Below are 25539 nucleotides of genomic sequence, written 5' to 3'. Positions count from 1 at the left end.
TTGGCAGAATCTAACATTGAAGGAGACAGTTGAAAATTTAAGAGCAGTGGTTCGCCTGCGCGGTAATCGAGTTTCGACTACGCGGTAGTTGACCGTTCGCCTAGCGTCTCGCAGAGAAGCCGAAACTCAACTGTCGCGGAGTCGAGATTCACCAACCGCAGCAGAGGAGCAGGCGAGAATAACAATTCAAAATTCAAAATTCGCGCATTAAAGACATTTTGCCTACGGCACGCTACGCGAACAGTTGGGGATTTAAACCCGAACTGAAAATTTGCTACGTACAGACGTAGGGGTCTTTAACCCTCGGAATTACGATAAAAACTGTCAACTGTCAACTGTCACCTGTCAACTGTCACCTGTCACCTGTCACCTGTCAACTAACCAATATTTGATAAATTCTAAAGAAAAACCGATCTCAACAATATTTTTGCTAAATTGCTGATGAGGTTGTAAGCGGGAAAATGCTTATGAGTAGCAATTTAGTCAATGATGCACACGATTTAAAGCTGCGTTTAGAGTGGGGTCAGCCTGGGTTTACAATTGTTGATGTGCGCGATCGCCACACATACAATCACGGTCACATCACAGGTGCAATTCAAATCCCCGTGGAAGAATTAGCCCAAAAGGCTAAAACTTCTCTACACAAAGAACGTCATATCTATATCTATGGGACAAGTGATGAACAAGCTACCCATGCAGTACAACTATTGAAAGACTCTGGCTTTGCTGATGTAGCAGTAATTCCAGGTGGTTTGGCTGCTTGGAAAAACGTCGGTGGCCCTACAGAAGGAGTCGCAGCTTAGATATAGCAGGGGACAGGGTACAGACAAGGGAAGCGCCTTGCTATAAAGACTTTATGATTCATCCATGTCCTAACCCATGTAGCTACTGCTATATATCGGTTTGAATTGTTTAGTTGCATTATCCTCTCTTGTACTGCACAATGTGCAGTACAGTTTTTTAGCTTGAACCAACAAAAGCCCCAGGTCTGACACGATAGTGCAGCGTGGGATGAATGGTGGGGTGATGACGAATTGACCTCCGACGACTATCAACCGCTACTGTTGATTAGGGAGTGGGGTCGATCAGGAATCATCATTTTTAACTTTGAGCGAGTCTAGAAAATCTTCAATTATATGAGTCATAGTTTTGTGATTCTGACTTGCGTATAACCGTAGTTTATTCAATCTGCGCTCAGATATCCTTAAATTCAATGTTCTATTTTTCCTAAATGCCAGCACAATGTTGTTACATTTATGTAAATATATAAACAGGTCGAAACTAAGGATAAAGCAGTGAAGACATCATACCAGTACAAAATTAAACCAAATAGAGAACAAGCAGAAAAGATAGATAAAACTCTAGAAATGCTGTGTTGTCAGTATAATTATCTGCTGGCTCAAAGATTTGACTGGTATGAGCAAAATCGCTGCCCTGTTGATAGATGTCCGTTAATTTGTCATTTACCAGAATTAAAGGAGCAACCCAATTACTACAATCAAAAAGCCTCTCTAGTTCAACTAAAGGTAGGCAGACCTTGGTATAAAGAGATTCACTCACAGGTGCTACAGGAAGTTCCTAAAAAAGTTGAATTGGCTTTTGATAGGTGGTTAAAAGGCGATGTTAATGGGAAAAAGTCTGGTAAACCTAGATTCAAAGGTAAAGAGCAATATAAAACTTTTACTTACACCCAATTTAAACAGCACCACTTTGTTAACAATAAAATCACACTGTCAAAAATTGGAGAAGTGAAAGTAATTGTCCATAGACCAATACCCGATGGATTTGACATAAAAACTGTATCCGTTACCAAGAAAGCGGATGGTTATTATGTCACCCTCAGCCTTGATGACAAAACAGTGCCAACTGTTAAGCCTGATTTCCATCCTGATAATATTGTTGGTATTGACGTTGGCTTAATTGATTTTTATGTAGCCTCTGACGGAGCTAGAATTGCCGCACCAAAGTATTTACGCAAAGCTGAACGTAAATTAAAGTCAGCACAGCGTAGAGTATCTAGACGTAAAAAAGGCTCTAATCGACGTAGAAAAGCTATCCAGAAACTAGGTAAACAGCATAAAAAAGTTGCTGATACCCGTAGAGATTTTCACTGGAAAACAGCTAAATCACTGCTTGATAAGTATGATGTTGTAGCTGTTGAAAAGTTGAATATCAAAGGACTAGCTAAAACAAGACTGGCTAAAAGTATTAATGATGCTGGATGGAGACAGTTTGTAAACATACTTTCAATCAAAGCCGAAAATGCTGGATTGAAGGTAATATCTGTAAATCCAAACGGTACTAGCCAAGAATGTTCTAGATGTGGTCACAAAGTTAAAAAGCCGCTATCCCAGAGAATACATAATTGTTCTGTTTGCCACACAATTATTTGCCGGGATTTAAATGCTGCTATAAACATAAAGAACCGTGGGACGCACGGTCTTAAAGCTCAATTAATGTCCGGAGTAGGAGTCATTGAGAAGCCCACACTCACCCTGAAAGGGGAGTGTGTGGAGTACATCACGGATATTCATGAGAAACAAAGGGAATGACGACTATTTCTCCCTCGCTGTCTCCCACCTGCACTTTTAAGCCTACACCCCCAGCTTTGCTGCGAATATATCCCAGTCCGAAATAACCATCGGGAGTTTCTGTGTAACTGGTGAGTTTACCGACTTTTTCTTCACCAATACTAATAGTATCACCAACTGCGGCTGGAGCATTGAGGCGAATACCCCAAAGATATTGTTTGACTCCTTTATAAGTATTTAATCTGGCGATAGTTTCTTGCCCAATATAACAACCCTTGTTAAAAGAAATAGTCTGCCATAATCCCACTTCCAAGGGATTGTAATCATCTGTTAATTCCGCATCTGGCGCTGGTCTTCCTTGTAAGATGCGTAAGGTATCCCAGGCGCGATCGCTCAATTCTACCACCCCTAATTCTATAATTTTTTGCCACACCTGCTGCTTTTGCGCTACTGGCAAAATCAAGGTATATCCAGGGGAAGCCAAACCACTACCCACTGCAACGATCGCACCGTCATCGATGGTAATGTGATTACCGTATGCTTGACCAACAATTGCCCCAGCACCCAACTTTTCCACTACTGCATCACTACCAGGGCCAATAAGACTAAAAGTAGCCGTTTCATCCGTCACATCAGTTAACTGCACCTGATCAGCAAAGAAGATGTAGCGGTCTAGCCATTGCAACAGCAATTCCCGCCGACTAGGTGAAACTAACAGCAGCACCGCATCATCCAGAACATACGCGCTTACCAAATCTATAGTCCGAGCTGTAGATGTCACCATCACCGTATCACAGCCCTGTCCTGACTTCAGCTTTTGGAAATCATTGGTACTTTGATTGTGTAAAAACCGCAGACGGTCATCATCCCCAACCCGGATGCGTCCCCAAAGTGAGCGATCGCATACAGCAACTTCTGCTGTTGCAGCTTGGATAGCGGCTGCGTCTTTACTGTCAATTGCAGATGTTGGCATGATAGTCAAGCTTTAAATTTAAATTATGTTAAATAAATCTAGAAGTAATTGCTTTAGATATATCCTAAGTTATGTTGACATATCGCAAAACATATTTAGTCAATTAAATGCTAACATTCACCCCAAAAAATTAATGCTCGATTTTTCAACTTTAGCTGAATTTTCCCGTGCCAACTGTATTGGTATTTGTGCCTTCCTTGTACCAGCCAATCTACTCACTACATTGTTCACAATTATCTTGGCTGTACTAGGTCGCCCCACACAGCAAATTTGGCAGAGCGTCAGCCTCGCCAGTATTTTTGCCACCGTCATGATTTATCATGTATATACATGGTTTATCATCGGCGTAGTCATGCTACCCACATATATCTTGTTAGCATTAGCCATCACCTGTTTGCTAACCAACCTCGTCACCGTCATCCTTTACAAACGCTACTTCCGCCCACAACATATTTCTCAAAACGCCTAACCTCAACAGGACTATCCCATTCTCAGCGTCCCTCTGCGTTTAACTCCCCCTCATAACCTCACCACGAGATTACGCAGAGTATAATAATTTTCATAATAAATTTATAATCCCTCTTGTGCGCTACATCATCAGGGGTATGTTGAAAGCTGATTAAATCAAGACTTTTGGTAACAAAAGGATACATAATTGGATGGGTGTTTCTTCCATGTAAATTTATTTTTTTAGTAAAAATACCTGTAAAATCTTCCCCTAAGTAGAGCGATTGTGTCAAGATTACTGAATTAACAAGTAAGAAAAATCCCTGGATAGCTCATATCTGAAGCGACGCATCCGCCAAAAGTCAGATATCTGATGCCCTAGTTTCCAGGGTATGTTCGGAAGCACCCATTGACTCACCGCCTAACTATCCTAGAAGTTGCCAATGACAAACGTCTCTACCCTGGTTGAACTACTACGCGATCGTGCTAATCACGAGCCGGACAAGCTCGCCTATACGTTCCTCGTTGACGGGAAAACAGAAGGACACCAGTTAACATACCAAGAACTGGATCGTCTAGCCCGTGCCATTGGTGCATTACTACAAAAACATCATGCTCAAGGTGAACGTGCTTTGCTGCTTTACCCACAGGGATTAGATGTGATGGCAGCATTTCTGGGAAGTCTGTACGGTGGAGTCATCGCCATCCCAGCACCTCCCCCTGATGCAGGCAGATTGAAACGCGCTTTACCACGGCTACGGGCAATTGTCAAGGATGCGAATGCTAAATTTGTCTTCACCACTCAGCACCTATTGACTGTTCTGCAAGCAGCCAAGTTAGACTTTCCCGAATTTGAGGAAATGACCTGGTTTGCTAGTGAAGACATCGACCTAGAACTAGCAGACCAATGGCAAGACCCGCAAATTACTCCCGAAACCCTGGCATATTTACAGTACACTTCAGGCTCCACATCCACACCCAAAGGTGTGATGATTAGCCACCACAACATCATGCACCACTGCGCCTATCTACAACAAGCCTGTGGTTATGATGCTGATAGCGTTTCCATCACTTGGATGCCATATTTCCATGATTACGGACTAGTAGAAGGGCTGACAGTACCCATCTACAACGGACATCCCTGCTACGTTATGTCCCCCATGTCCTTTGTTAAACAGCCTGTACGCTGGTTACAAGCAATTTCCCGCTATCGTGGTACTCATAGCCAAGCACCCAACTTTGCCTACGAGCAATGTATTCGCCGCGTCAGTGATGCACAACTGGCTACCCTGGATCTGAGTAGTTGGGTAGCAGCCGGGAACGCCGCAGAACCAATTAACCCCAGAGTTTTGGAAGAGTTTTTCGAGAAGTTTGCCCCCTGTGGGTTCAAGTGGGAAACCTTTGCACCTGCTTATGGGTTGGCAGAAAATACGCTGTTGGTTTCCACAAGCCCTAGAAATACAGCGCCTGTTCTCTGCTTGGTGGAAAAATCGCAAATTGAACAGAACAAAATTGTGGAAGCCACTCACTGGCATGATGGAGTCAGGGCTATCCCTGGATGCGGTCGCCTAGTTTGTCAGACGCAAGTGGCAATTGTCAACCCAGATACCTTAAAACGTTGTGCGCCTGATGAAGTGGGTGAGGTATGGGTAGCAGACCCTAGTGTGGCGGGTGGTTATTGGCAACGCCCCCAAGAAAGTGAAAGTACTTTCCGCGCTAGAATTGCCGATACAAATGAAGGCCCCTTCCTGCGAACAGGTGACTTGGGCTTTATGAGAAATGGGGAGTTATTCATCACCGGACGGATTAAAGATTTGATTATCATCCGGGGTACTAACCATTATCCCCAAGACTTAGAATGGACTGTGCAGCAAATTCACCCAGCCCTACGCCCAGACTACGGTGCAGCCTTCTCTATAGATGTGGATGGAGTAGAACAACTGGTGGTTGTTCAGGAAGTCAAACGCAACCCAGAAGAGTTTGACCCCGATGAGGTGTTGTGCAATATTAAACAAGCGATCGCCGAAATTCACGAACTCCAAGCATATGCTGTGGTACTTGTCAAGCCCGGTAATGTCCTGAAAACCTCCAGTGGCAAGATTCAGCGACGGGCTTGCAAAGCCAGCTTCCTGGCTGGTGAGTTGGAAGTTTTAGCCGATTGGAGCGAAAACCCCAAATATACAGCCAGTTATCGGCGCGTACAAGGGGAAGTAGATTCCTTGCTGGAAAAGGTGCAAGTTGCTCACTAAGGAGGAAATTATGCAGCCACTCAAGCAATATTGGATCGCCCAAGCATTAGAAAAGGACTTGGGCGACCCCAGTCAACCAGATAGTATGATGTCGTTCAAACAGGTCATCGACCTAGACGAACAAGAAGAGTTTCCCCATGAGATTATCAACTGGCTCTACAACTGGAAACTCCAACACTACTACATTCCTACAGATTGTGGTGGTGAATTTACCTCCTTTGATGAGTTTATCGCCTTTGTGAGGGTACTTTCCCGCCGGGATCAAACAAGTGCGATCGCCTTTACCACCATGTTCTGGTCATACCTGACATGGATGGCAGGTACAGACGAGCAGAAGCGCACCTTGGCGAGCTTCATGAAGGATGCCAACGGGGCAATGTGCCTCGCCTATTCCGAAAAAGCCCACGGTAGCGATTTGCTAGCTAGTGATGTCCGTGCCACAAAAGTCCCTGGTGGCTACATCCTCAACGGCGAAAAATGGCCGATTAACCGTGCTACCATCTCCGGCGTTTCCTTCGTCTTAGCGAAAACCGATGAAGCAGGGGGTGCGCGTAGCCTGTCCCTATTCATGGTGGAAAAGAGTAAAATCGACCCCGCCAACTACACCCACCTCCCCAAAATTTACACCCACGGCGTTCGCGGTTCGGATATGAGCGGTATCCGCTTTGAGAACTGCTTCATCCCCGAATCTATGCGCATAGGCGCAGAAGGTGCAGGACTAGAACTCGCCCTCAAAGGCTTCCAAATCACCCGCGCCCTCTGTGCCGCCTTTTCCCAAGGGGCGGCAGATACCGCCCTAAGAACTACCCTCAAATTTGCTTTGGGAAGGCAACTATACGGTAAAACTGTATTTGATATGCCCCAACCCAAGCGCACTCTCACAGATGCGTTTCTAGATATCCTGATTTGTGACTGTGCAACTATTGGTGTGGCACGTGGCTTTAACACCATGCCAGAGCAAATCAGCGTCTGGTCAGCAGTGGTGAAATACTTCGTCACCACCACCCTAGAAACAGTCGTGCAGAATGTCTCCGTCGTTTTGGGTTCACGCTTCTATATGCGTGAAGAACACGATTGGGGCATTTTCCAAAAAGTACTGCGGGATAATGCCATCATCAGTATGTTTGATGGCAGCACTGTAGTTAACCTCCATGCCCTGTTGCTGCAACTACGTCAGCTAACCAAGTCCCGCGCCAGAAACGCGGGACGCAACCAAGAAACCTTACAGGCACGTCTGTTCGCCACCTTTGATTTAACCCAGCCCCTACCCGCTTTTGATGGGAAGAAACTGGAACTAGTCAACCGGGGTGGAGACGATGTGCTGCAAGGACTAGAACTAGCGCTGACATCCCTATCTGATTTACAAACAGACTCCCACCTCAATAGTGAGGTGTTGCAGCAAATTATCCAACTGACCCAGATGGTACAGGAAGAGTTGCAGATTCTTGATCATCAGATTACAGAGTCTACCTTCCAGTTTGGGCATGAGCAAGCACCGGAAGTTTTCGACATGGCAAAACAATACTGCGTCCTACACGCGGCTGCTAGCTGTGTATATATGTGGCTATACAACCGCCATCATTTAGGAGACTTCTTTGCTAGTGGTGAGTGGTTGGCTGTTAGCCTCCGCAAACTGCTGCTCACCTTCCGCCCTGCCAAAGCATTGCCAGCGCGGCTCGACGACGGGGCAGTTGCCCAAGAGTTAGTCCGGTTGTACAACAACAATCGGATGTTTTCTATCGTTCCTTTCCAATTAGCACAATCTCAGCAAGAAGAGACTACAACCGATGCAACTCAAAGACTCCAACTCCAAGCCTAGTACCAATAACGCCGTTGATACTATCCAAGGGTGGTTAGTTAATCAGATTGCTAAACAATTAGGAATCAATGCCCAAACTATCAAAGTCACTGAACCCTTGACCCGCTACGGACTAGACTCCATTGATTCAGTTACTATTGTCGGTGAATTGGAAGACTGGCTCGATGCGGAATTGCCCTCCACCTTACTTTGGGACTACCCCACCATCGAAAAAGCCGCTAACTATCTGGTGAATGAAGTTGGTGTTACACCTGCCCAAACAGAGACTACCCAACCAGTAGCCGTTACCGAAAAAGCCCAAGCAGCCCCCAAAGAAAAAGCTTGGGGCGGTCTGTGGAACAAAATTAGTGGCAGCTAGGTAATTTGTAATACCCTGCGGTAAGACTAAAATCTACGTAATTCGTGAGGCAGTTCGGTCTTGGTGTTTCCCCAAGGAGGAACTGCCAAACCTGTAAGGGTAATTTGTAATTCAGCCTGTAATTACGAATTACGAATTAGCCATTATTAATTATCATGAGGGTGGATAATTGAACTTTTCCGAGTTTTCCTTCTGGTGGGTACTGCTACTATTTAGCATTCCTTATTTTACAGTTCGTTATGTTGCTAAGTCGTTGAATCTGTGGAGAAATTCCTTTGATACTGTCGGCATAGCGGCAATGTCTTTGCTGTTATTTGTCAACGCTTCTCGTTCTAGCTTTGTCATCTTTATCTGCGAAATTATCTTCAACTACGTGATGGTGTGGTTGATGTTGCGTCAAGAAGGATGGAAAGCTAAAGCGATCGCCACAACTGTAGTTATTATTGATATTGCGATCCTCGCCTATTTCAAGTATCTAAATTTCTTTGTAGAGGATGTTTTAGGTTTATTAGTACCGGGTTTAGCCGCCAACTGGCAAGGAAAAAGTATTCCGGGGATGGGTTCAATTCCTCCAGGTTTATCTTTTTACACCTTCCAAATGGTAGCATTTGTTGTTGATTCCTACACCAGTCGCAAAAAACGCGCCATTGGAGCATTAGATTACGTTAACTTCGTTTCCTTTTTCCCGCAAGTAGTTGCAGGCCCCATCGAACGCCGGGCAGATTTATTTCCCCAAATAGAATCATTCCGCTTTAAATTAACTTACGAGAACTTTGAAACTGGTTTTCGTTGGCTGTCTCTAGGGCTATTTATGAAGTTTGTCCTAGCAGATAATATTTCCCCTTATATCAAATTAGACCAAGCCCAAAACCCCTGGTTGGTTTGGTTTTTTGCATTTTTATTTACATTACAAATTTACTTTGATTTTGGTGGATACAGTTTTATTGCTCTGGGTTTAGCAAAATTTGTAGGTGTTAATTTAACTATTAACTTTTTGGCTCCTTATACATCCCAAAGCATTAACGAGTTTTGGCGGAGATGGCACGTTACTCTTAGCACTTGGTTTCGGGATTATGTCTTCTTGCCTTTGATGGGTAAGAATAAAAACTTAGCCCCATTTTATCTATTTATTACATTCACTCTTTCAGGATTTTGGCATGGAGCAGCCTGGAACTTTGTTTTCTGGGGAGCTTACCACGGACTGCTGTTACTGATTATACGTTACGCGGGACGACCTTTTTACAAATTTATTGGACAGCAACGTTTGCTGATGCCCCAGTTTATATCCTGGGCATTAACCTTTGGTTCGGTGATCCTGGGATGTCTGTTCTTTATGGAAACTAAGACCCCACGTTTATTAGAGAAGTTGCAAACAATACTTAATCCTTGGGCATATTCCCTGAGCAACCTGGGCGAAGCTATGAGCTTCTTTAGTGGTAACGAAGCGATCGCCCTGGGATTTACTCTAGTATTAGCCACGGCTGTATTGCTGATGGAACACATTGGAGTTTGGCAACAAAGGGAATGTGAATATGACTTGTTACTGTCTCCTTGGGTTTCGCGGGGGTTGTTGGCTTTAACCGTGTTACTAGCTGCGAATACACCATCGCCCTTTATTTATTTTGAGTTCTAAGCTATCTGGTGCTATGAAAAAATTTTTACAGCTTAACAGTTGGTTGGCGATCGCCGCTTTAGCTTGGGGTGTGGGATATATATATAATGCCCGGTATGGGGGCGAACTCAGTTGGCTAAGGATAATGTATGAACAGAAAATGGCGATCGCCAGTGAAGTTACAGCGCCCCAACGCATCTTAATTGTCGGTGGTTCTGGGGCGCATTACACAGTGGATGCAGGATTGATGCAGCAACAATTAGGCATCCCCACCCTAAATATGGCAACCGATGGGCCAGTGGGCTTAAATGTCATCCTACCCAGCGTTAGCGATGCGATTAAGAAAGGCGATATTGTTGTTTTAATTCCAGAGTATTTAATTTTACAACAAAAAGATGGATTTGGCGATCGCTCCGGTCAATTTGGTGTCGCCATTGGTAAACCCGGACTGGGGGGAGTTCCCGCCAAACAACTAGCCCAAGATATCATGTTGTTGGGCATTCCCACCTTGAAAGGCGTTACCAAGTCATCTGTAGATTTAGTAGAAAAGGGGCGCTTCACTGGCTATTATTCCGACCCCATCACCGCTAACGGAGACCCTACCGTACTCAAACAGCGCCTCAAATCAGATTGGTGGGAACTGCAAATTAAAGAACCAGTTTCTCCCCACGCCTTACAACGTATTCGCCAGTTTAAAAAAGAAGTAGAAGCCAAAGGCGCAACCTTAGTTTTGGGACTTTCTTGGATTTATGGCAGTACAGATAAGCAAACCCTTGGTAATATCAGTAAAACTGCTGAAAAGCTAGGGGAAATTGCCCCTGTACTTTACGACAAACAGAGTTTGAATGTAAAAACTGACTCTAGTCTATTTGCCGACACACACTATCATCTCAACTCATCAGGTCGCCGCACCCGTACCACCGAGTTAGTAGAACAACTCAAAGCTTTGAATATTGTTCGTAATTAGCCACAGGTTAGGGGATGAGGGAGCAGAGGAGCAGAGGAGCAGAGGAGCAGGGGAGCAGAGGAGCAGAGGAGCAGAGGAGCAGAGGAGCAGAGGAGGAAATAATTACTTACCCTTTCCCCTTTCCCCTTTCCCCTTTCCCTTTTCCCCTTCCCCCTTACCCTTTCCCCCTTCCCCTTTCCCCTTTCCCCTCTTTTAAATATGGTTAAGAAACTATTGACAAAAACGCTGGATGATGTATTTGGGCTGGATTTGCGATCGCTAGCAGCTTTTCGCATCGGTATAGCCTTAATTCTATTAACTGATTTAGGTATTCGCTTCGGTGACTACATCGCCCATTACACCGATGCAGGCGTTATGCCCCGCACCTTACTACAAGACATCAGCAAACCTTGGCATTGGTCACTACACGCCTTGAGTGGGGAACCCTCCTTTCAGGTGCTGTTGTTTGGGCTGGCTGCTATCATGGCAATACTGATGCTTGTGGGATATCGCACCCGCATAGCTACCATTGCCTCTTGGGTGTTACTTATCTCCCTGCATAACCGAAATCCCGCCTTAATTTTCGCCGCCGATGATGTGTTGCGGGCGCTGATGTTTTGGGCAATGTTTCTACCTCTGGGTGCTAGCTACTCCATCGAAAGCGCCCTGAATACTGCCACTCGCAAGTTACCCGAAAGAGTTGTTTCTGGGGCGACCTTTGCCTTAATTTGTCAGCAGTGCTTTATCTATATCTTCTCCGCCGCCTTCAAAACCAAAAGTCCGGTGTGGGTTGATGGCAGTGCTGTTTACTATTCTCTCAGTTTTGACCAGTACGTTACACCGTTTGGTCATTTCCTCCTCAACTTCCCGCCGCTTTTAACTCTGTTTACCTACGTTACCCTGGTGTGGGAATGGGTAGGGCCTTTGCTGCTGTTCATCCCCTTCCGTAACAGCTTCTTCCGTATGTGCGCTGTGATTACATTCATCTTGCTACACGCGGGATTTGGTTTAACGTTGAACTTGGGTATTTTCCCCTTCTTAAGCATCTTTAGTTGGTTAGCCTTCCTCCCCAGTTCCTTTTGGAATGGGTTACAAAAGCGCTTAGAAACAGCAGAACGTCAAGGCTTGACAATTTACTTCGATGCTGACTGTGGTTTTTGTAAAAAAGTAGTGCATCTGTTACGCACAATCTTGATTTTGCCAGGAACGCCTTTACTCATGGCGCAAGAGTACCCAGATATCCATACCGATATGCAAACCTACAATTCCTGGGTAGTGGAAGACTGGCGGGGAAATCGACATTTTAAATTTGCGGGAATTGCTTATATAGTCAGTCTCTCACCCGTATTTCGCTTTCTTGTTCCTCTACTTACTTGGAAGCCAGTTATGGCAGTGGGGACAAAGTTTTATGAGACAATTGCCTCTAACCGTAGGATTGCTGGTAATTTCACCAAACCCTTTAAATTCAGACCAATACAAATTCGCTCATCCAGGTTATTAAATATTCTGGCGCTGGTATTGCTGTTGTATACTTTCGTATGGAATATCAGCAGTTACTCCCCCGATGCTTTCAGACGTAAGGCTTGGCAAAGTACACAATTCATTGGACGCGCTACACGCCTAGACCAGTCTTGGAGTATTTTTGCACCTGCACCACCTAGAGACGATGGCTGGTATGTAATTCCCGGTCGTCTGCAAGATGGGGCGGAAGCTGATATTTTCCGAGGCGGAAGTCCGGTAAATTGGGATAAACCAGACTTGGGTTTACGCAGTGCCATTTACAAGAATATGCAATGGCGTACTTATTTTATCAACTTGAATCGGGCGATCGGTAAAAAGCTTTATCCATTCTACGCTCAATATGTTTGCCGCACTTGGAATGCTCAACATACTGATGGGAAAAGGCTGAAAAGCTTTGATATTTATTTTATGAGTGAGCGGACTGTACCACCAGGTCAACAGCAAACTGTTGAGAAGAAGCAGACTTGGCAGCAGTCTTGTTCTTGATGATAGGATTCCCATCTGTATATTTGCCGGATAATTTTGTTAGTTTTATGGGATGGGCATCTTGCCCGTCCTTTGTTTTTCTAGAACAGGTATGCTTACCCTACAAAAGTCATCGTTTGATTTAGTTGTAGTAGCGTGGCAAGGCTAAAATGTGGCAATAGGTTTGGGGAAAATTGAACGCAGATGAACGCAGATGAACAAGATGAGAGATTTTTAAATAATGCACTATTTTAGTTTGGTCACGCCAGTAGTGGCTTGGCAAGGTTAAAATGTGGCAATAGGTTTGGGGAAAATTGAACGCAGATGAACGCAGATGAACGCAGATGTTGGCGCAGTCTTAAGGCAGGTTACGCAGATGAATAAGTATTTGTAGGGTGGGTATTGTCCACCATATCATGGCTTTGGTGGGCAGTGCATCGGCCTACGTATATTTCAAAAATCAAGTATGAGTCCTTTATCGCCTGTGCAAATTAGGATAACATTCTAAAAATAGAAAAATGAAAGGGATTATTTTAGCAGGTGGTGCTGGCACACGTCTTTATCCCATCACAAATGTTGTTGGTAAACAACTAATGCCAATTTATGACAAGCCGATGATTTACTATCCCTTGTCTGTATTAATGTTAGCTGGAATTAGAAAAATTCTCATCATTTCTACTCCTCATGATTTACCTTTATTAGAACAACTTTTAGAAGATGGTAGTCAGTGGGGTTTAAAGTTTAGCTATATTGCACAACCACAACCAGAAGGTGTGGCGCAAGCTTTTATTTTAGGTAAGGAGTTTATTGGTAATGAGCCTGTATGTTTAATTTTGGGTGATAATATTTTTTATGGCAATGGCTTAATAGAAGTATTAATGCGTTCTGCAAGGTTAGATAAAGGTGGTTTAGTATTTGCCTATCAGGTAAAAGACCCTAGACCCTATGGAGTAATAGAATTTGATGTCAATCATCAGGTAATTAGTATAGCAGAAAAGCCTCAGTTTCCTAAATCTAAATATGTGATTCCGGGGATTTATTTTTATGATTCTCAGGTGGTAGAAATTGCCTCTCGTCTCCAACCATCTGCACGGAATGAGTTGGAAATTACGGATGTGAATTTAGCTTATTTACAACAAGGTCAATTGCAAGTAGAGATTTTAGGTAGAGGATACGCTTGGCTAGATGCTGGTACTCATGAATCTCTACATCAAGCAAGTAATTTTATCCAAACTTTAGAGGAAAGACAGGGATTAAAAATAGCTTGTATTGAAGAAATCGCTTATAATTACGGTTATATTGACGCAGCACAGTTACAACAATTAATTGCGCCGATGGCTAAGAGTAGCTACGGTCATTATTTAATGTCAATTTTAGAAGATGACTATTTTGGTGGGAGAAGATTTGCACCTGATAAATTATTCCACAGTGGTGACTTTCTGCGGCCATAGATAAATTACCCCAGAGATTAAAGTTAAGGCGACAGATACCCAAAAAGCAATTAAAGATGGTAATTGCCAAGCTGATGATAAAGGTGCAATTAATAGTGCGATCGCTACTATCTGACTCACCGTTTTTAGCTTACCCCAAATATTCGCCCCTGTAATCTGCGTTTGGTTCACTCGCCAACCTGCGATCGCCAATTCCCGCGCTAAAATCAAAAACACTCCCCAAGCGGGAATTTTCCCCAATTCCACCAACACCAACAATGGCGCTAGCACTAAAAATTTATCTACCAAGGGGTCAAGAAATTTACCCAAATCACTAATCTGATTCAGCTTTCTTGCTAAATAACCATCTAACCAGTCAGTTAATGCCGCAACTAAAAAAATAGCCAAACACACCCACCTAGCCTGCGGTGTAGGGTCGTATAAGCCGTATAGTAGAAATGGTACACCAAGAAGGCGAGAAAAAGTAATCCAGTTTGGTAAAGTCATGAATTTGGATAGTAAATTTTCTATAATTTCAACCAATCAAATAATTGTCCCAATGTCAAATGTAAATCTTTAACTAAATCGGGTACAGGTAATATATCTTCTTCATTTTCTAAATATATTGGTTGTTGATTTGGTGGATAAATCAAAACGCTAGATTCTTCTGGGTCAATTAACCAACCTAAACTAGTACCATGATTTAAACAATGTAAAATATTCCGAGTGACTCTGGTTGTATTTTGGTCAGGCGATAATATCTCAATTGTCCAATCTGGATAGGTATTAAACACATTGCCAATATTACCTTTTTCATCAACAGGAATCCTTGACCAAGCAAACACTGCTACATCTGGCACAATAGAACGTCCGCCAAAAGTGCAGCGTAATTCTGGTAAAGCTAAGGCAATTTTTTGGCTTTCTACCACATTATTAATTGCATTGGCTGATTGAATCTGTAGTCTACTATGTTTACCTTGAGGCATAGGTTTTTGAATGATTTCGCCGTTGATATATTCACTTGCTGGTTTTGTTTCTGGTAACTGTAAAAATTCCTCTAAAGTGATCCGGCGAGTTGGTGTTTTTATCATAATATTTCCTGGCTCGTATTAATAGCAGGTGACAGGTGACAGGTGACAGGCTTGAGAACTTCTCATTGCCGAGGTTTTATGATTAGTTTATGTCCTCATCTCTCTGGTAACAGCTATACATCCAAGTTTAGCCTAACTTAAAAAGTGAACCTATACGTAACCTTGTTATACTAATTTTTATGAGGTTGGACATAATGAGAAAATTCATTGATTTATCCGCGTTTATCTGCGTGCATCTGCGTTCAATTATCCTATGCAGCCTCATATTAATTTGGGATGAATTAGGAATTACAAATTTGTATTTAGTCTAAGCACATGGCATGATCTGGATCTGGGAATTATCTACACAATAATTATGACTAACAGTACAGATTTTCGTATTGAACGCGATTCAATGGGCGATCGCCAAATTGCCAGTAATGTATATTACGGTATTCAAACCCTACGCGCTATCGAAAACTTCCCCATTAGCGGCATTAAGCCCTTACCCACTTACGTAGATGCTTGTCTGTGGATTAAAAAAGCTACAGCAATTGTTAACGGAGAACTAGGTTGCATTCCCCAAGATATTGGTCAAGCCATTGTCCAAGCTGCTGATGAAATTCTCGCTGGGAAATTAAGAGATCAGTTTGTTGTTGATGTTTATCAAGCGGGTGCGGGAACTTCCCACCACATGAACGTGAACGAAGTTTTAGCAAATCGAGCTTTGGAAATTCTTGGTGAAGAAAAGGGTAATTACAAACGAGTTAGCCCTAATGATCATGTCAACTACGGACAGTCTACCAACGATGTGATTCCTACAGCAATCCGCATCGGTGGCTTGTTGGCTCTTACCAATACATTACAACCAGCTTTAGAAAAAGCGATCGCTGCTCTAGAAAACAAAGCTGTAGAATTTCAAGATATCGTCAAATCTGGCAGAACCCATCTACAAGATGCTGTTCCCGTGCGTTTGGGTGACAATTTCGCCGCTTGGGCGCAAATTTTATCAGAACATCAAAACCGCATCTACACCGCCTCTTCTGATTTAATGGTATTAGGTTTAGGCGGTAGTGCGGCGGGAACAGGGTTAAATACTCATCCCCAATACCGCGCCCGTGTGGTAGAAGTGCTAGGAGAATTACTCAACTTCCCACTGCAACCCGCACCGCATCTGATGGCGGCGATGCAGAGTATGTCCCCCTTCGTGAACGTTTCCGGTGCGTTACGCAACTTAGCCCAAGATTTAGCAAAAATCTCTCACGACTTGCGGCTAATGGACTCCGGGCCGAAAACTGGTTTCAAGGAAATTCAACTACCACCCGTACAACCCGGTTCCTCAATTATGCCAGGGAAATATAACCCAGTCATGGCAGAAATGACATCAATGGTGTGTTTTCAGGTGATGGGGTACGACCAGGCGATCGCATTTGCCGCCCAAGCCGGACAATTAGAATTAAACGTGATGATGCCCTTAATCGCCTATGATTTGATTCACAGCATCGAAATTCTTGGGTTAACCATCGCCGCCCTCACAGAACGCTGTATTCAAGGAATTACCGCCAACGAACAAAGGTGTTTAGCCTATGCTGAAGGTAGTTTAGCCCTAGTCACCGCACTCAATACCCACATTGGTTATTTAAACGCCGCCGATGTCGCTAAAGAATCATTAAAAACAGGAAAATCCCTACGGCAAATTGTTTTAGAAAAAGGACTGATGACTGAAGCAGAATTAGCCACTGTCTTAAATCTAGAACAGATGAGTAGTATTGTACCGCTTCATCAGGGAAGTGGAGAGTAGAGACTAGGGCAGGGTACAGGGGAAAAAGGAGAAGTCTTTGTTTCAATTTCCCCCCCTTGCTCTCTTGCTTGTTTACTCCCTGATCTTTCAAATCCCCATTTTCTACCTCTGCCGTCAAAACTCTCTTTTTGCAACAAAACTTCAATTTTTTACAAAATAGTAACTCTCGATACATCTACTTGAGAAAACCGCATATACCATTAAAAAAATCTTAATCTCAGATGAAAGTCAGGCACAAAAGCCTTATTTAGCTTATGAGCCTGATAACTAATCCAAATATCCACTCTATATTTAAGTAATTGTGCGGTTATCAATTGTACATATGTTGACATAACATCAGAGGAAAAAATTATCCCGCAAGGGTGATGCAACTATTGACAAAAAACTGCCAATATGCAATATATGCCTCAAGCAAAGGAGTTTGCCATGTATCGACAAATGTGCTGGATATCTAAGAGTAGCGGTGATGGTGATAAAATATTATATCTGCAAACTGCGCCCAGCCAACCGTGGCGACCATATACCCATTTCCCGCAATATTCAGTACCAGATTATCAGATACCAGGTGGCTCCAAAGGTTGGGCGACCTATCAGAAATTACTAAAAGCTGGTTGGACATTAGTCCCCAGCGCCCGCGCCAACGAATTTGGTAGCAGTGTTTATCAGTTGACAGTTGACAGTTGACAGTTGACAGTTATCAGTTATCAATTATCTTGATTTTGGAATACCTTCGCCGCGTGGGTCGGCTGCGCCTTCTAGGTCGCCTTCTTTGGTGACGACGATCGCATTAATATTGCCCCAAGGATTAATTTCCTGAATATTATGTCCGCGTTGGCGTAAGTCTTGCAGGGTAAGTGCATCTAAACCCCAACTTTCTACTCGCAATTCATCGGGTAGCCACTGGTGATGTATGCGTGGAACAGACACGGCTGCACCAACATCCATATTATATTCCAAAACGTTGAGTATAACTTGCAAAACTTGAGTGATGATGGTGCTACCACCGGGCGCACCTACTACCATTCGCAGGCGTTCGTTCTCGGTGACGATGGTCGGTGTCATGCTCGATAGGGGCGTTTTCCGGGGTGCGATCGCATTGGCTTCGTTTCCCACTAGTCCAAATACGTTGGGAACGCCTGGTGCAGCAGCAAAATCATCCATCTCATCGTTGAGCAAAATACCCGTCCCCGATGCAACTACCCCAGAACCAAAGCCGTAGTTAACTGTAAAGGTGAGGCTAACAGCGTTGCGTTCTTCATCGACGACGTTGAGATGGCTGGTTTCGGGAGATTCATAACCTGCATATATCCTTTGGGGTATCTCTGCTTGTCCGAACCTTTGTAAAATCTCTGGCGCTATGGGTTTGACTTGCGTTGAGGGTGTGGCTCTATCGAGATTAATTTCGCTACGGCGTTTTTTGGCGTAAGCTGGACTAAGCAAGGCTTGTAAGGGAATCTTGACAAAATCGGGGTCGCCTAAATATTGTGAGCGATCGCTGTAAGCAATTTTCATCGCTTCTGTTAATAAATGTAAAGCTTTTGGGTGATGCCAACCCCAAGATTTTAAATCTGTGTCACCAATTATATTTAACATCTGTATGAGCAGTACACCACCAGATGATGGTGGGGGCATTGAGCAGATTTTAGCTTGACGGAAGTTACCACAGACAGGATTACGCCAGATAGGCTGATAGGCTTTGAGGTCTGCTAAGGTAATTAAACCACCATTTTTTGCCATATCTGCGGCGATCGCACGGGCGATACTACCAGTGTAGAAGCTTTGGGGATTTTGGGCGATCGTTTCTAGAGTACGGGCTAAATCACGCTGTACCAACCTTTCCCCAGGCTGATAAAAATCGCCGTTGCGAGTGAAGATTTCCCTAGCGGCTGGGTTGTTGAGAATGGCTTGTTTGCGGGTTTCATATACGGAAATTGAACGCCAAGTTGGTTTTTCACTCAGAACGAAACCATTTTTAGCGAGTGCGATCGCAGGTTTTACCACCTCCCGCCAAGGTAGCTTACCATAACGCCGATGCACTTCATACATTCCGGCGATCGTTCCTGGTGTAGCCACCGCCAAATAACCGTTAACACTGGCATTCGGACGCACCTTCCCGGCTGCATCCAAGTACATATTTCTCGTAGCTTTCAGGGGTGCGCGTTCCCGAAAATCCAACGCCTTAATTTCTCCCGTTTTCTGAGAACGCATCAGCAAAAACCCCCCACCACCAATTCCCGCCGAAAAAGGCTCAACAACAGAAATGGCAAAGGTTGTAGCCACTGCAGCATCAACTGCATTTCCACCCTTACCTAACATTTCCACCCCCGCCGCACTCGCCAAAGGATGGGCAGATACTACCATGCCCTTTTTACTGCGTAGAGGTAAAGTAATAGTGGCTGAGGCTATCTGACTGTAACAGAGAACCCCCAGAGAAAAGAAGGTAAATACAACCCGCTTGGATTTTGCAAGGGTAAGCATTTGATACTTGTGCTGGCGATATATTTAGCCTACATTAATTGACACTCTCACCGCTAACCGCAAAGCGGTGTAGCGGGAGATTCTTGCATCTGTGAAACACGCTTTTTAGTACAAGTACCAACGAGTCTTACTGTTTCTCCGCAAGCTTGAATTTCTGTGTGTCCCACAGTATTTGTTGACAATATTCTTATTCCTTCTGCCCTCAAGTTCCGTGAAGCGTTTTCATCCCTATCATGAGTCGTTTGACAACTCGAACAAACCCATTCACGAATACTTAAATTCAGTAAATCATTTTTATGACCACAGCATGAGCAAAGTTTTGAACTGGGAAAGAATCTATCAACTTGAACAAATTTACCTCCCTCTCTATCCAGTTTGTAGCTGATGAAATTAAGCAGCATACCAAAACCAGCATCATGTATGACGCGCGCTAATTTAGTACGTGCTAATCCTTTAACACAAATGTTTTCAGCTACTATGACTTGGTTATCATCAACTAACTTTCGTGAGAGTTTATGAAGAAAATCTTGTCGAGTGTTTGATATTTTTTCGTGAACTTTGGCAACTACTTTAACTGCTTTACGCCTATTGTTAGATCCCTTGACTTTCCGAGATAAAGCTTTTTGTCTAATTCGTAGTCGCTTGGCATATTTTCTAGTTGGCTTGATTGGGTCAACCTTATAACAAGTTTCACCGTCAAACACAGTTATCAAACTGGTTAATCCTAAATCAATTCCTGATATCCTGCCTTTCTTGGTGTTTCTCAAGTCTCCAACTTCAAACAAGATTGCAGCAAAATATTTATCTGTACTTGTTTTAGAAACAGTTACAGATTTAATCTTGCCATCAACACTCTTTGAAAGACTAGCTTTAACAATCCCCAGCTTGGGTAGTTTTAATACACCATCTTTAATCGAACAACTTTCAGGAAATCGGATTGATTGTTTTGAATGTTTGCTCTTGAATTTTGGAAATCCAGTGCGCTTTGCAAAAAAGTTTTTAAACGCAGATTCTAAATTCTTGAGTGACTGTTGCAGAACGGCAGCAGTTGGTTCTTGCAACCATTCATAATCAGCCAGTTTCTTCAACTGGGTAAGGTCTTTAGCCATCTGGCAATAAGTCATGCCCTTACCTGTTTCTTCATATTGAGCATTAGTTTTATTGAGGTAGAAATTCCAAACAAAGCGGGAGCATCCAAAGCTTTTGACTAGGGATATTTCTTGCTCTTTATTTGGATAAATTCTGACCTTCAGTACATCTAACATCAATATAATTTTGAGAAACTTATGGTAATATACTACTTACCGCTATCTCTTGTCAATATATGTACCATCATGGTTTTAGGTCTATTTACAGACTTAACGCTCATATCGTTTTGGTTGTAAAGTACCGCAAAAAAGCTATTAATACAGAAATCCTAAACAGGTTAAAAGAAATAATCACGGATACTCTTAAAAAATGGGATTGTGAACTGTTAGAGTTTAACGGTGAATCAGATCACGTTCACATATTAATTGACTACAAACCTGATAAACCTCTCTCAACTCTGATTGGAAATATCAAAACAGTGAGCAGCAGGTTAATACGTAAAGAGTTTCCCTGGTTGGCTAAAAAATACTTTTACAACAAGCCTTACTTTTGGACTGGTGCGTATTTTGTGGCTAGTTGTGGAGGTGTCACAGTTGAGCAATTAAAGAATTACGTTGAGAACCTTTGAACTTCCAAAACATTGATTCGCGCTTGCCAGTTTTATATTGGTCGCAATTCATCATCCCGTTAAGTCTTCGACTGTAACGGGATGATGAATTGCTCCATTAAGATAGGGGTTAAAGATGAGAGGATAGTGATTTTTTAGGTACACACAAGATAGTATAAAAATCTTGTTCCTCAAGATTGATTTGCTTAATCTAACTCAAGGTTATGTTGATGTAAGTAAAAATAGTTTATAAACATTTTAGCTTTTATTTCTGAGAAAGGTGTTTTTATACAAACCTAGAAAAAACTTCCTCAAGTTGAAGCAAACGATTATTTTACACTAAGTTTTTTGTTTACTGTGGCGTAAGTCCTAACAATATGAAAAAGTTAATTTATTTAGGAGTCCAGTGCTTGTCTGGAGGCTTTGTGCTTTCCCTATGTCTGGGAGGAATTGCATTGGCTGATAATGATCGAGACGCTACCCCTAATGAACAAAACAAGATAGCAGAGGTTTTGAAAAAAGAAGGTTGTTCTTCCTTTGATGATGTTGATTTTATCTTCAAAACCAATCTCTATAAGGTTGACGATGCTATCTGTAATGATGGTAAGAAATATGAAATATATCTTGACAGAAACTACAAGATTGTCTCTAAAAAGGAAGACAGCGACTAATGGTTTTGGTGGGTATTGCCCACCCTACATATACTTTGCTTATAATTACACAACAAAATGATAAAAATATTTCTTGTATAGCCTCTAGCCTCTAACCCCTATTTTTACTTTTCTTAGACAAAAGTGGCTAAATACATTGATATTAGCTATATTCCCGGAAGTATAACTTGAAAAAATAGATACTTATATGAGAATCAGTTGGAAAAGTATTAAAGTTTTGACAGGTATTTTCTGTACACTCACCTTTACACAGCTTTTGACTACAAATACTCCTGTACAAGCAGCCGAGACAATTGTCGTGCGGTTTGGGTTGTTTGCCGAATCAATTCCTGTAGCTGACTTACAAAAGGCGGCGCAGACTGGGGAATTTCCTCAAAGTTTAAACCTGTTTACCAGCAGATTATCTCAAGGACAACGCCGTAGGCTCATCAGAGCGCTGAGGACAAGAGTACCTTTAAATGTAGTTACCATCAATAGATTATTAAATACTCAAATTGGTACAACTGTTCTCAATGATATCGCTACAGCTGTGGCGCGGAAAGACCAAGCAGGTGCAACAGCTTTAAGAGCTAGTTTAGTTTTGGGTGCTAATGCACCAGAGGGACTTTCTGTTCTCAGCGTTCTTAAAGCTTACCCTAGTAAAAATTTAGAAATCAACCTACCCCAAGCTTTACAAGTGGTGGGGAGTTTAAATAATAGTTTCTGGCGGACACAACAATATTTGCTGTCAATCAATACTATACTTGACACCAGAAAACCGCAGATTTCCTTACCTTTTGACCCTAGCGAACCGGGAAATGCACAAGTACAGGTACTCAACTTGAATTTGCGTGATCAAAAACGCAACCGTCAAATTCCCGTTGATATATACTGGTCAACGGCTGCAACTCAGGAAAAACCCGTCATTGTCTATACGCATGGTATGGGTTCAGTCCGCACAGATTTGCGTTATCTAGCCGAACATCTAGCCTCTCACGGTTATGTATTTGTCGCTTTAGAACATCCAGGTAGTAATCAAACACATACCGATTTAGCTATCAAGGGTAAAACTCGGTTTTTACAACCCCAAGAATTTTTAGATCGTCCTAGAGATGTGAGTTTTGTTTTGGATGAATTGGAAAAACTCAACCAAACAACGGGTAATCCTCTACAAGGGAAACTGGCAACTAGTAATACAATGGTTATAGGTTATTCTTTTGGTGGCGGTACAGCTTTATCACTGGCTGGAGGCGAGTTACAAATCACCGCCATCAAAGAACGTTGTCAGAAGAAATTAGCCTCTTTGAGCTTAGGAGAAACTCTGCAATGCGTTGCACAAGAATTACCAGAGAAAAGTTATCAATTACGGGATAACAGAATTAAACAGGCGATCGCTTTAAATCCTACCACTTCAATTATGTTTGGCGAAACTGGTTTAACTAAAGTGCAAATCCCGACTTTAGTTGTCGCCGCTTCCGCCGATAAAACTACCCCAGCCTTAACAGAACAAATCGCCGCATTTAGTAAAATCCCCTCACCAAAATGGTTAGTAGGTATCATTGGTGGTACACATTTGAGTGTCAAAGACCCCAGTACTACCTTAGACCAAGTAAACCAACCCAATACACCCTTTAGTGGTGGGGAAATTGTTGGCGAACAAGCAGCCGATGTTCGCAGATTTATGAAAGCGATCGCCTTAGCAATGGCTGCACAACTCACACCAGAAGCCCAAAAATACGCTATCTTCCTCACCCCAGACTACGCTCAATTAGCCTCAACCAAAGCCTTCCCCTTCCGCATAGTGACAGAACTCCCGCGTCAAGCCGTTCCCGTCGGGACGCGGTAGCTTTGGGGGAGTGGGGGAGTGGGGGAGATGAGGGAGTGGGGGGAGATGGGGGAGATGGGGGAGTGGGGGGAGATGGGGGAGTAACCCACCCCTAGCCTTTCCCTGGAGGGGAACGGGGAGATGGGGGAGTAGGGGGAGAAAAATTAATATCAACTGTCAACTGACAACTGACAACTGACAACTGATAACTGATAACTGATAACTGATAACTGTCAACTGTCAACTGTCAACTTGAGAATTTCTGCTATGAGCATATTAGGATCTAAAGGTTTATTAACATAGCCTTGAAAACCTGATTTCAACGCCATTTTTAAATCTTCTTCTGAACCTAGCGCAGTGAGAGCGATCGCTGGAATATTCCTATTTTCTGTAAGTTCATTATTTCTAATTTGCTTTAATAATGTAAATCCATCCATATCTGGCATAGCAATGTCAAAAATTAACATATCAAACTTGAATTTTTCAACTATCTCTAGCGCTTCTGCTCCTGATGTTGCTGTTGTTACTTGCACATCATAACTTTCTAAAACGCAGGTAGTTAAAAATAGACTATCGGCATTATCATCTACTACTAAAATATGCAACCCATCTAAAGAATTATCTGAATTTGTAACGTTTTGTGGATGCTGTTCTTCCGAGTTATTTGACACGCTATAGTGGCCTCCCTAGTTGCCCAAATCAATTACGGAGGAAGTTGTACCAACAGCTAGTAGCCCCTAGCTGTTTGGTAAACATCTGTAAATCAAACTATCACAACCTGAAGGACAGATCATGTCAATTTTCACACTTATAATTTTGTGGGGGTAGGTAATTGCTAGTTGATCATATAGGAATCCGATTTGATTTGTGAAAAACTCTTAGTACCTGTACGGTCGGCAATGCAGCGCCTTATCAAGGTTTTGTAAGGCAGAGCCGCTACCTACGTATATTTCAAGAATTAAGTATAAATCCTATATTAAAATAATATTACTAATTAGCAATCATTCATCAGCAATCAAAATCTTGATTAATTAGCCGAACTTTTTATTAATTCTATTTAGATAAAAATAATTTAACTAAAAACCTCGGTTTATAACCGGAGTGTAGAAATATAAGCTAAACCTCTTTTAACCACACAGTGAACAAAACATTGATGCTTGGGGTAATATAACTTGCATCAATAGAAGTTCTTTTCTGCCTTTTTGTATATAACTTTATCTATCAAAAGTCAGAAATGCTTCAATAATATTGATATAAACAAGTTTTAGCTAGTTGGATGCTCTTAACTTGCACTTTGTCAAGAAAAAGGTGGCTCCCTGCGCTCCCCACCCTATTAACTAGCCTCTAGCCTCTAATTTTTATAGGACTTACGCAACTGGCAGATTTTTTCTGTAGGGTGTGTGAGGAGCGATAATATTTGAACGTAGTCATGAGACTTGTAGCGTCACGCACCAACCACCAATTGTGACACTTGCGTAAGTCCTGTTTTATTTTTGATCTGCCAAGAAACTTAGATATAGCACTGACTTTTCACGGGATCTGGAAAACCTGGCTTTGCACCTGTTACCCTCCGGGTTCGCCAGTTCCCAGGGCGCGGGAAACCCCTCCGGGTTCGGCAGTTGCCTGCGGAGGGAAACCCTCCCGCAGCACTGCACTCACCGCCTACAG

Annotated in this window: 21 protein-coding genes; 15 read left to right on the top strand and 6 right to left on the bottom strand. The window is 42.9% G+C overall.

What is annotated here, in order from left to right:
* Nucleotides 1-467: 467 nt before the first annotated feature.
* Together H6G83_RS19070 and H6G83_RS19065 are read left to right on the top strand one after the other, a co-directional pair.
* On the top strand, nt 468-803 hold the full coding sequence (locus H6G83_RS19070; protein WP_190475170.1) for a rhodanese-like domain-containing protein: 336 nt from the start codon (nt 468-470) through the stop codon (nt 801-803).
* Between the two features lie 492 nt (nt 804-1295).
* Nucleotides 1296-2552, top strand: coding sequence for an RNA-guided endonuclease InsQ/TnpB family protein (locus H6G83_RS19065; protein ID WP_190475168.1), 1257 nt, complete (start codon nt 1296-1298; stop codon nt 2550-2552).
* Here H6G83_RS19065 and ygfZ read toward each other — a convergent pair.
* A complete protein-coding gene (gene ygfZ / locus H6G83_RS19060) occupies nt 2521-3504 on the bottom strand; it encodes a CAF17-like 4Fe-4S cluster assembly/insertion protein YgfZ (protein ID WP_190475166.1) in 984 nt (327 codons plus the stop codon). The genes H6G83_RS19065 and ygfZ overlap by 32 nt on opposite strands.
* A 133-nt stretch (nt 3505-3637) precedes the next feature.
* Here ygfZ and H6G83_RS19055 point away from each other — a divergent pair, with 133 nt between their 5' ends.
* The 8 genes from H6G83_RS19055 to rfbA all read left to right on the top strand — a co-directional run bounded on the left by H6G83_RS19055 (nt 3638) and on the right by rfbA (nt 14372).
* Nucleotides 3638-3973: a hypothetical protein gene (locus tag H6G83_RS19055; RefSeq protein ID WP_190475164.1), complete on the top strand. Its 336-nt coding sequence runs from the start codon at nt 3638-3640 to the stop codon at nt 3971-3973.
* Between the two features lie 421 nt (nt 3974-4394).
* Nucleotides 4395-6200, top strand: a complete 1806-nt coding sequence (locus H6G83_RS19050) for a fatty acyl-AMP ligase (protein ID WP_190475162.1) — start codon at nt 4395-4397, stop codon at nt 6198-6200.
* 10 nt (nt 6201-6210) lie between these two features.
* Nucleotides 6211-8019, top strand: a complete 1809-nt coding sequence (locus H6G83_RS19045) for an acyl-CoA dehydrogenase (protein WP_190475161.1) — start codon at nt 6211-6213, stop codon at nt 8017-8019.
* Complete coding sequence (locus H6G83_RS19040; RefSeq protein ID WP_190475159.1) at nt 7988-8377, top strand: acyl carrier protein; 390 nt, start codon at nt 7988-7990, stop codon at nt 8375-8377. The genes H6G83_RS19045 and H6G83_RS19040 overlap by 32 nt, the downstream gene beginning before the upstream one ends.
* A gap of 169 nt (nt 8378-8546) precedes the next feature.
* Nucleotides 8547-10010 carry an MBOAT family O-acyltransferase gene (locus H6G83_RS19035; protein ID WP_190475157.1) on the top strand — a complete coding sequence of 488 codons (1464 nt, stop codon included), beginning with the start codon at nt 8547-8549 and terminating at the stop codon, nt 10008-10010.
* A gap of 13 nt (nt 10011-10023) precedes the next feature.
* A complete protein-coding gene (locus H6G83_RS19030; RefSeq protein WP_190475156.1) occupies nt 10024-10956 on the top strand; it encodes a hypothetical protein in 933 nt (310 codons plus the stop codon).
* A 198-nt stretch (nt 10957-11154) separates the two neighbouring features.
* Nucleotides 11155-12942 carry an HTTM domain-containing protein gene (locus tag H6G83_RS19025; RefSeq protein WP_190475154.1) on the top strand — a complete coding sequence of 596 codons (1788 nt, stop codon included), beginning with the start codon at nt 11155-11157 and terminating at the stop codon, nt 12940-12942.
* 497 nt (nt 12943-13439) lie between these two features.
* On the top strand, nt 13440-14372 hold the full coding sequence (rfbA, locus tag H6G83_RS19020) for a glucose-1-phosphate thymidylyltransferase RfbA (protein WP_190475151.1): 933 nt from the start codon (nt 13440-13442) through the stop codon (nt 14370-14372).
* Here rfbA and pgsA read toward each other — a convergent pair.
* A complete protein-coding gene (pgsA, locus tag H6G83_RS19015) occupies nt 14340-14858 on the bottom strand; it encodes a CDP-diacylglycerol--glycerol-3-phosphate 3-phosphatidyltransferase (RefSeq protein ID WP_190475149.1) in 519 nt (172 codons plus the stop codon). The genes rfbA and pgsA overlap by 33 nt on opposite strands.
* Nucleotides 14859-14878: 20 nt before the next feature.
* Complete coding sequence (locus H6G83_RS19010; RefSeq protein ID WP_190475147.1) at nt 14879-15442, bottom strand: Uma2 family endonuclease; 564 nt, start codon at nt 15440-15442, stop codon at nt 14879-14881.
* 355 nt (nt 15443-15797) lie between these two features.
* Between H6G83_RS19010 and H6G83_RS19005 the strand changes: the two genes are divergently transcribed.
* Complete coding sequence (locus tag H6G83_RS19005) at nt 15798-17222, top strand: aspartate ammonia-lyase (protein ID WP_190475145.1); 1425 nt, start codon at nt 15798-15800, stop codon at nt 17220-17222.
* A 426-nt stretch (nt 17223-17648) separates the two neighbouring features.
* The gene (locus H6G83_RS19000) at nt 17649-17906 is read left to right on the top strand and encodes a hypothetical protein (RefSeq protein ID WP_190475253.1); all 258 of its coding nucleotides are present in this window, start codon (nt 17649-17651) and stop codon (nt 17904-17906) included.
* A gap of 24 nt (nt 17907-17930) precedes the next feature.
* Here H6G83_RS19000 and ggt read toward each other — a convergent pair whose 3' ends face one another.
* Together ggt and H6G83_RS18990 are read right to left on the bottom strand one after the other, a co-directional pair.
* A complete protein-coding gene (gene ggt / locus H6G83_RS18995) occupies nt 17931-19700 on the bottom strand; it encodes a gamma-glutamyltransferase (protein ID WP_190475143.1) in 1770 nt (589 codons plus the stop codon).
* Nucleotides 19701-19753: 53 nt separating this feature from the next.
* Nucleotides 19754-20965: an RNA-guided endonuclease InsQ/TnpB family protein gene (locus H6G83_RS18990; RefSeq protein ID WP_190475141.1), complete on the bottom strand. Its 1212-nt coding sequence runs from the start codon at nt 20963-20965 to the stop codon at nt 19754-19756.
* Between the two features lie 59 nt (nt 20966-21024).
* On the opposite strand from H6G83_RS18990, the gene tnpA reads away from it, so the two are divergent.
* From tnpA to H6G83_RS18975, 3 genes are all read left to right on the top strand, one after another.
* Nucleotides 21025-21417, top strand: coding sequence for an IS200/IS605 family transposase (tnpA, locus tag H6G83_RS18985; RefSeq protein WP_190475139.1), 393 nt, complete (start codon nt 21025-21027; stop codon nt 21415-21417).
* A 356-nt stretch (nt 21418-21773) separates the two neighbouring features.
* Nucleotides 21774-22067, top strand: coding sequence for a PepSY domain-containing protein (locus tag H6G83_RS18980; RefSeq protein WP_190475138.1), 294 nt, complete (start codon nt 21774-21776; stop codon nt 22065-22067).
* Between the two features lie 187 nt (nt 22068-22254).
* Nucleotides 22255-23892, top strand: coding sequence for an alpha/beta hydrolase (locus H6G83_RS18975; RefSeq protein WP_190475136.1), 1638 nt, complete (start codon nt 22255-22257; stop codon nt 23890-23892).
* Nucleotides 23893-24104: 212 nt separating this feature from the next.
* Here the strand turns inward: H6G83_RS18975 and H6G83_RS18970 are convergent, their stop codons facing one another.
* Nucleotides 24105-24542: a response regulator gene (locus tag H6G83_RS18970; protein WP_190475133.1), complete on the bottom strand. Its 438-nt coding sequence runs from the start codon at nt 24540-24542 to the stop codon at nt 24105-24107.
* Nucleotides 24543-25539: the final 997 nt, after the last annotated feature.

The sequence above is a fragment of the Anabaena azotica FACHB-119 genome (assembly GCF_014697625.1).
GTDB classification, from domain to species: domain Bacteria; phylum Cyanobacteriota; class Cyanobacteriia; order Cyanobacteriales; family Nostocaceae; genus Trichormus; species Trichormus azoticus_A.
The sequence above is the reverse complement of the archived record's forward strand: the minus strand, read 5'-3'. Positions and strand labels throughout refer to the sequence as shown.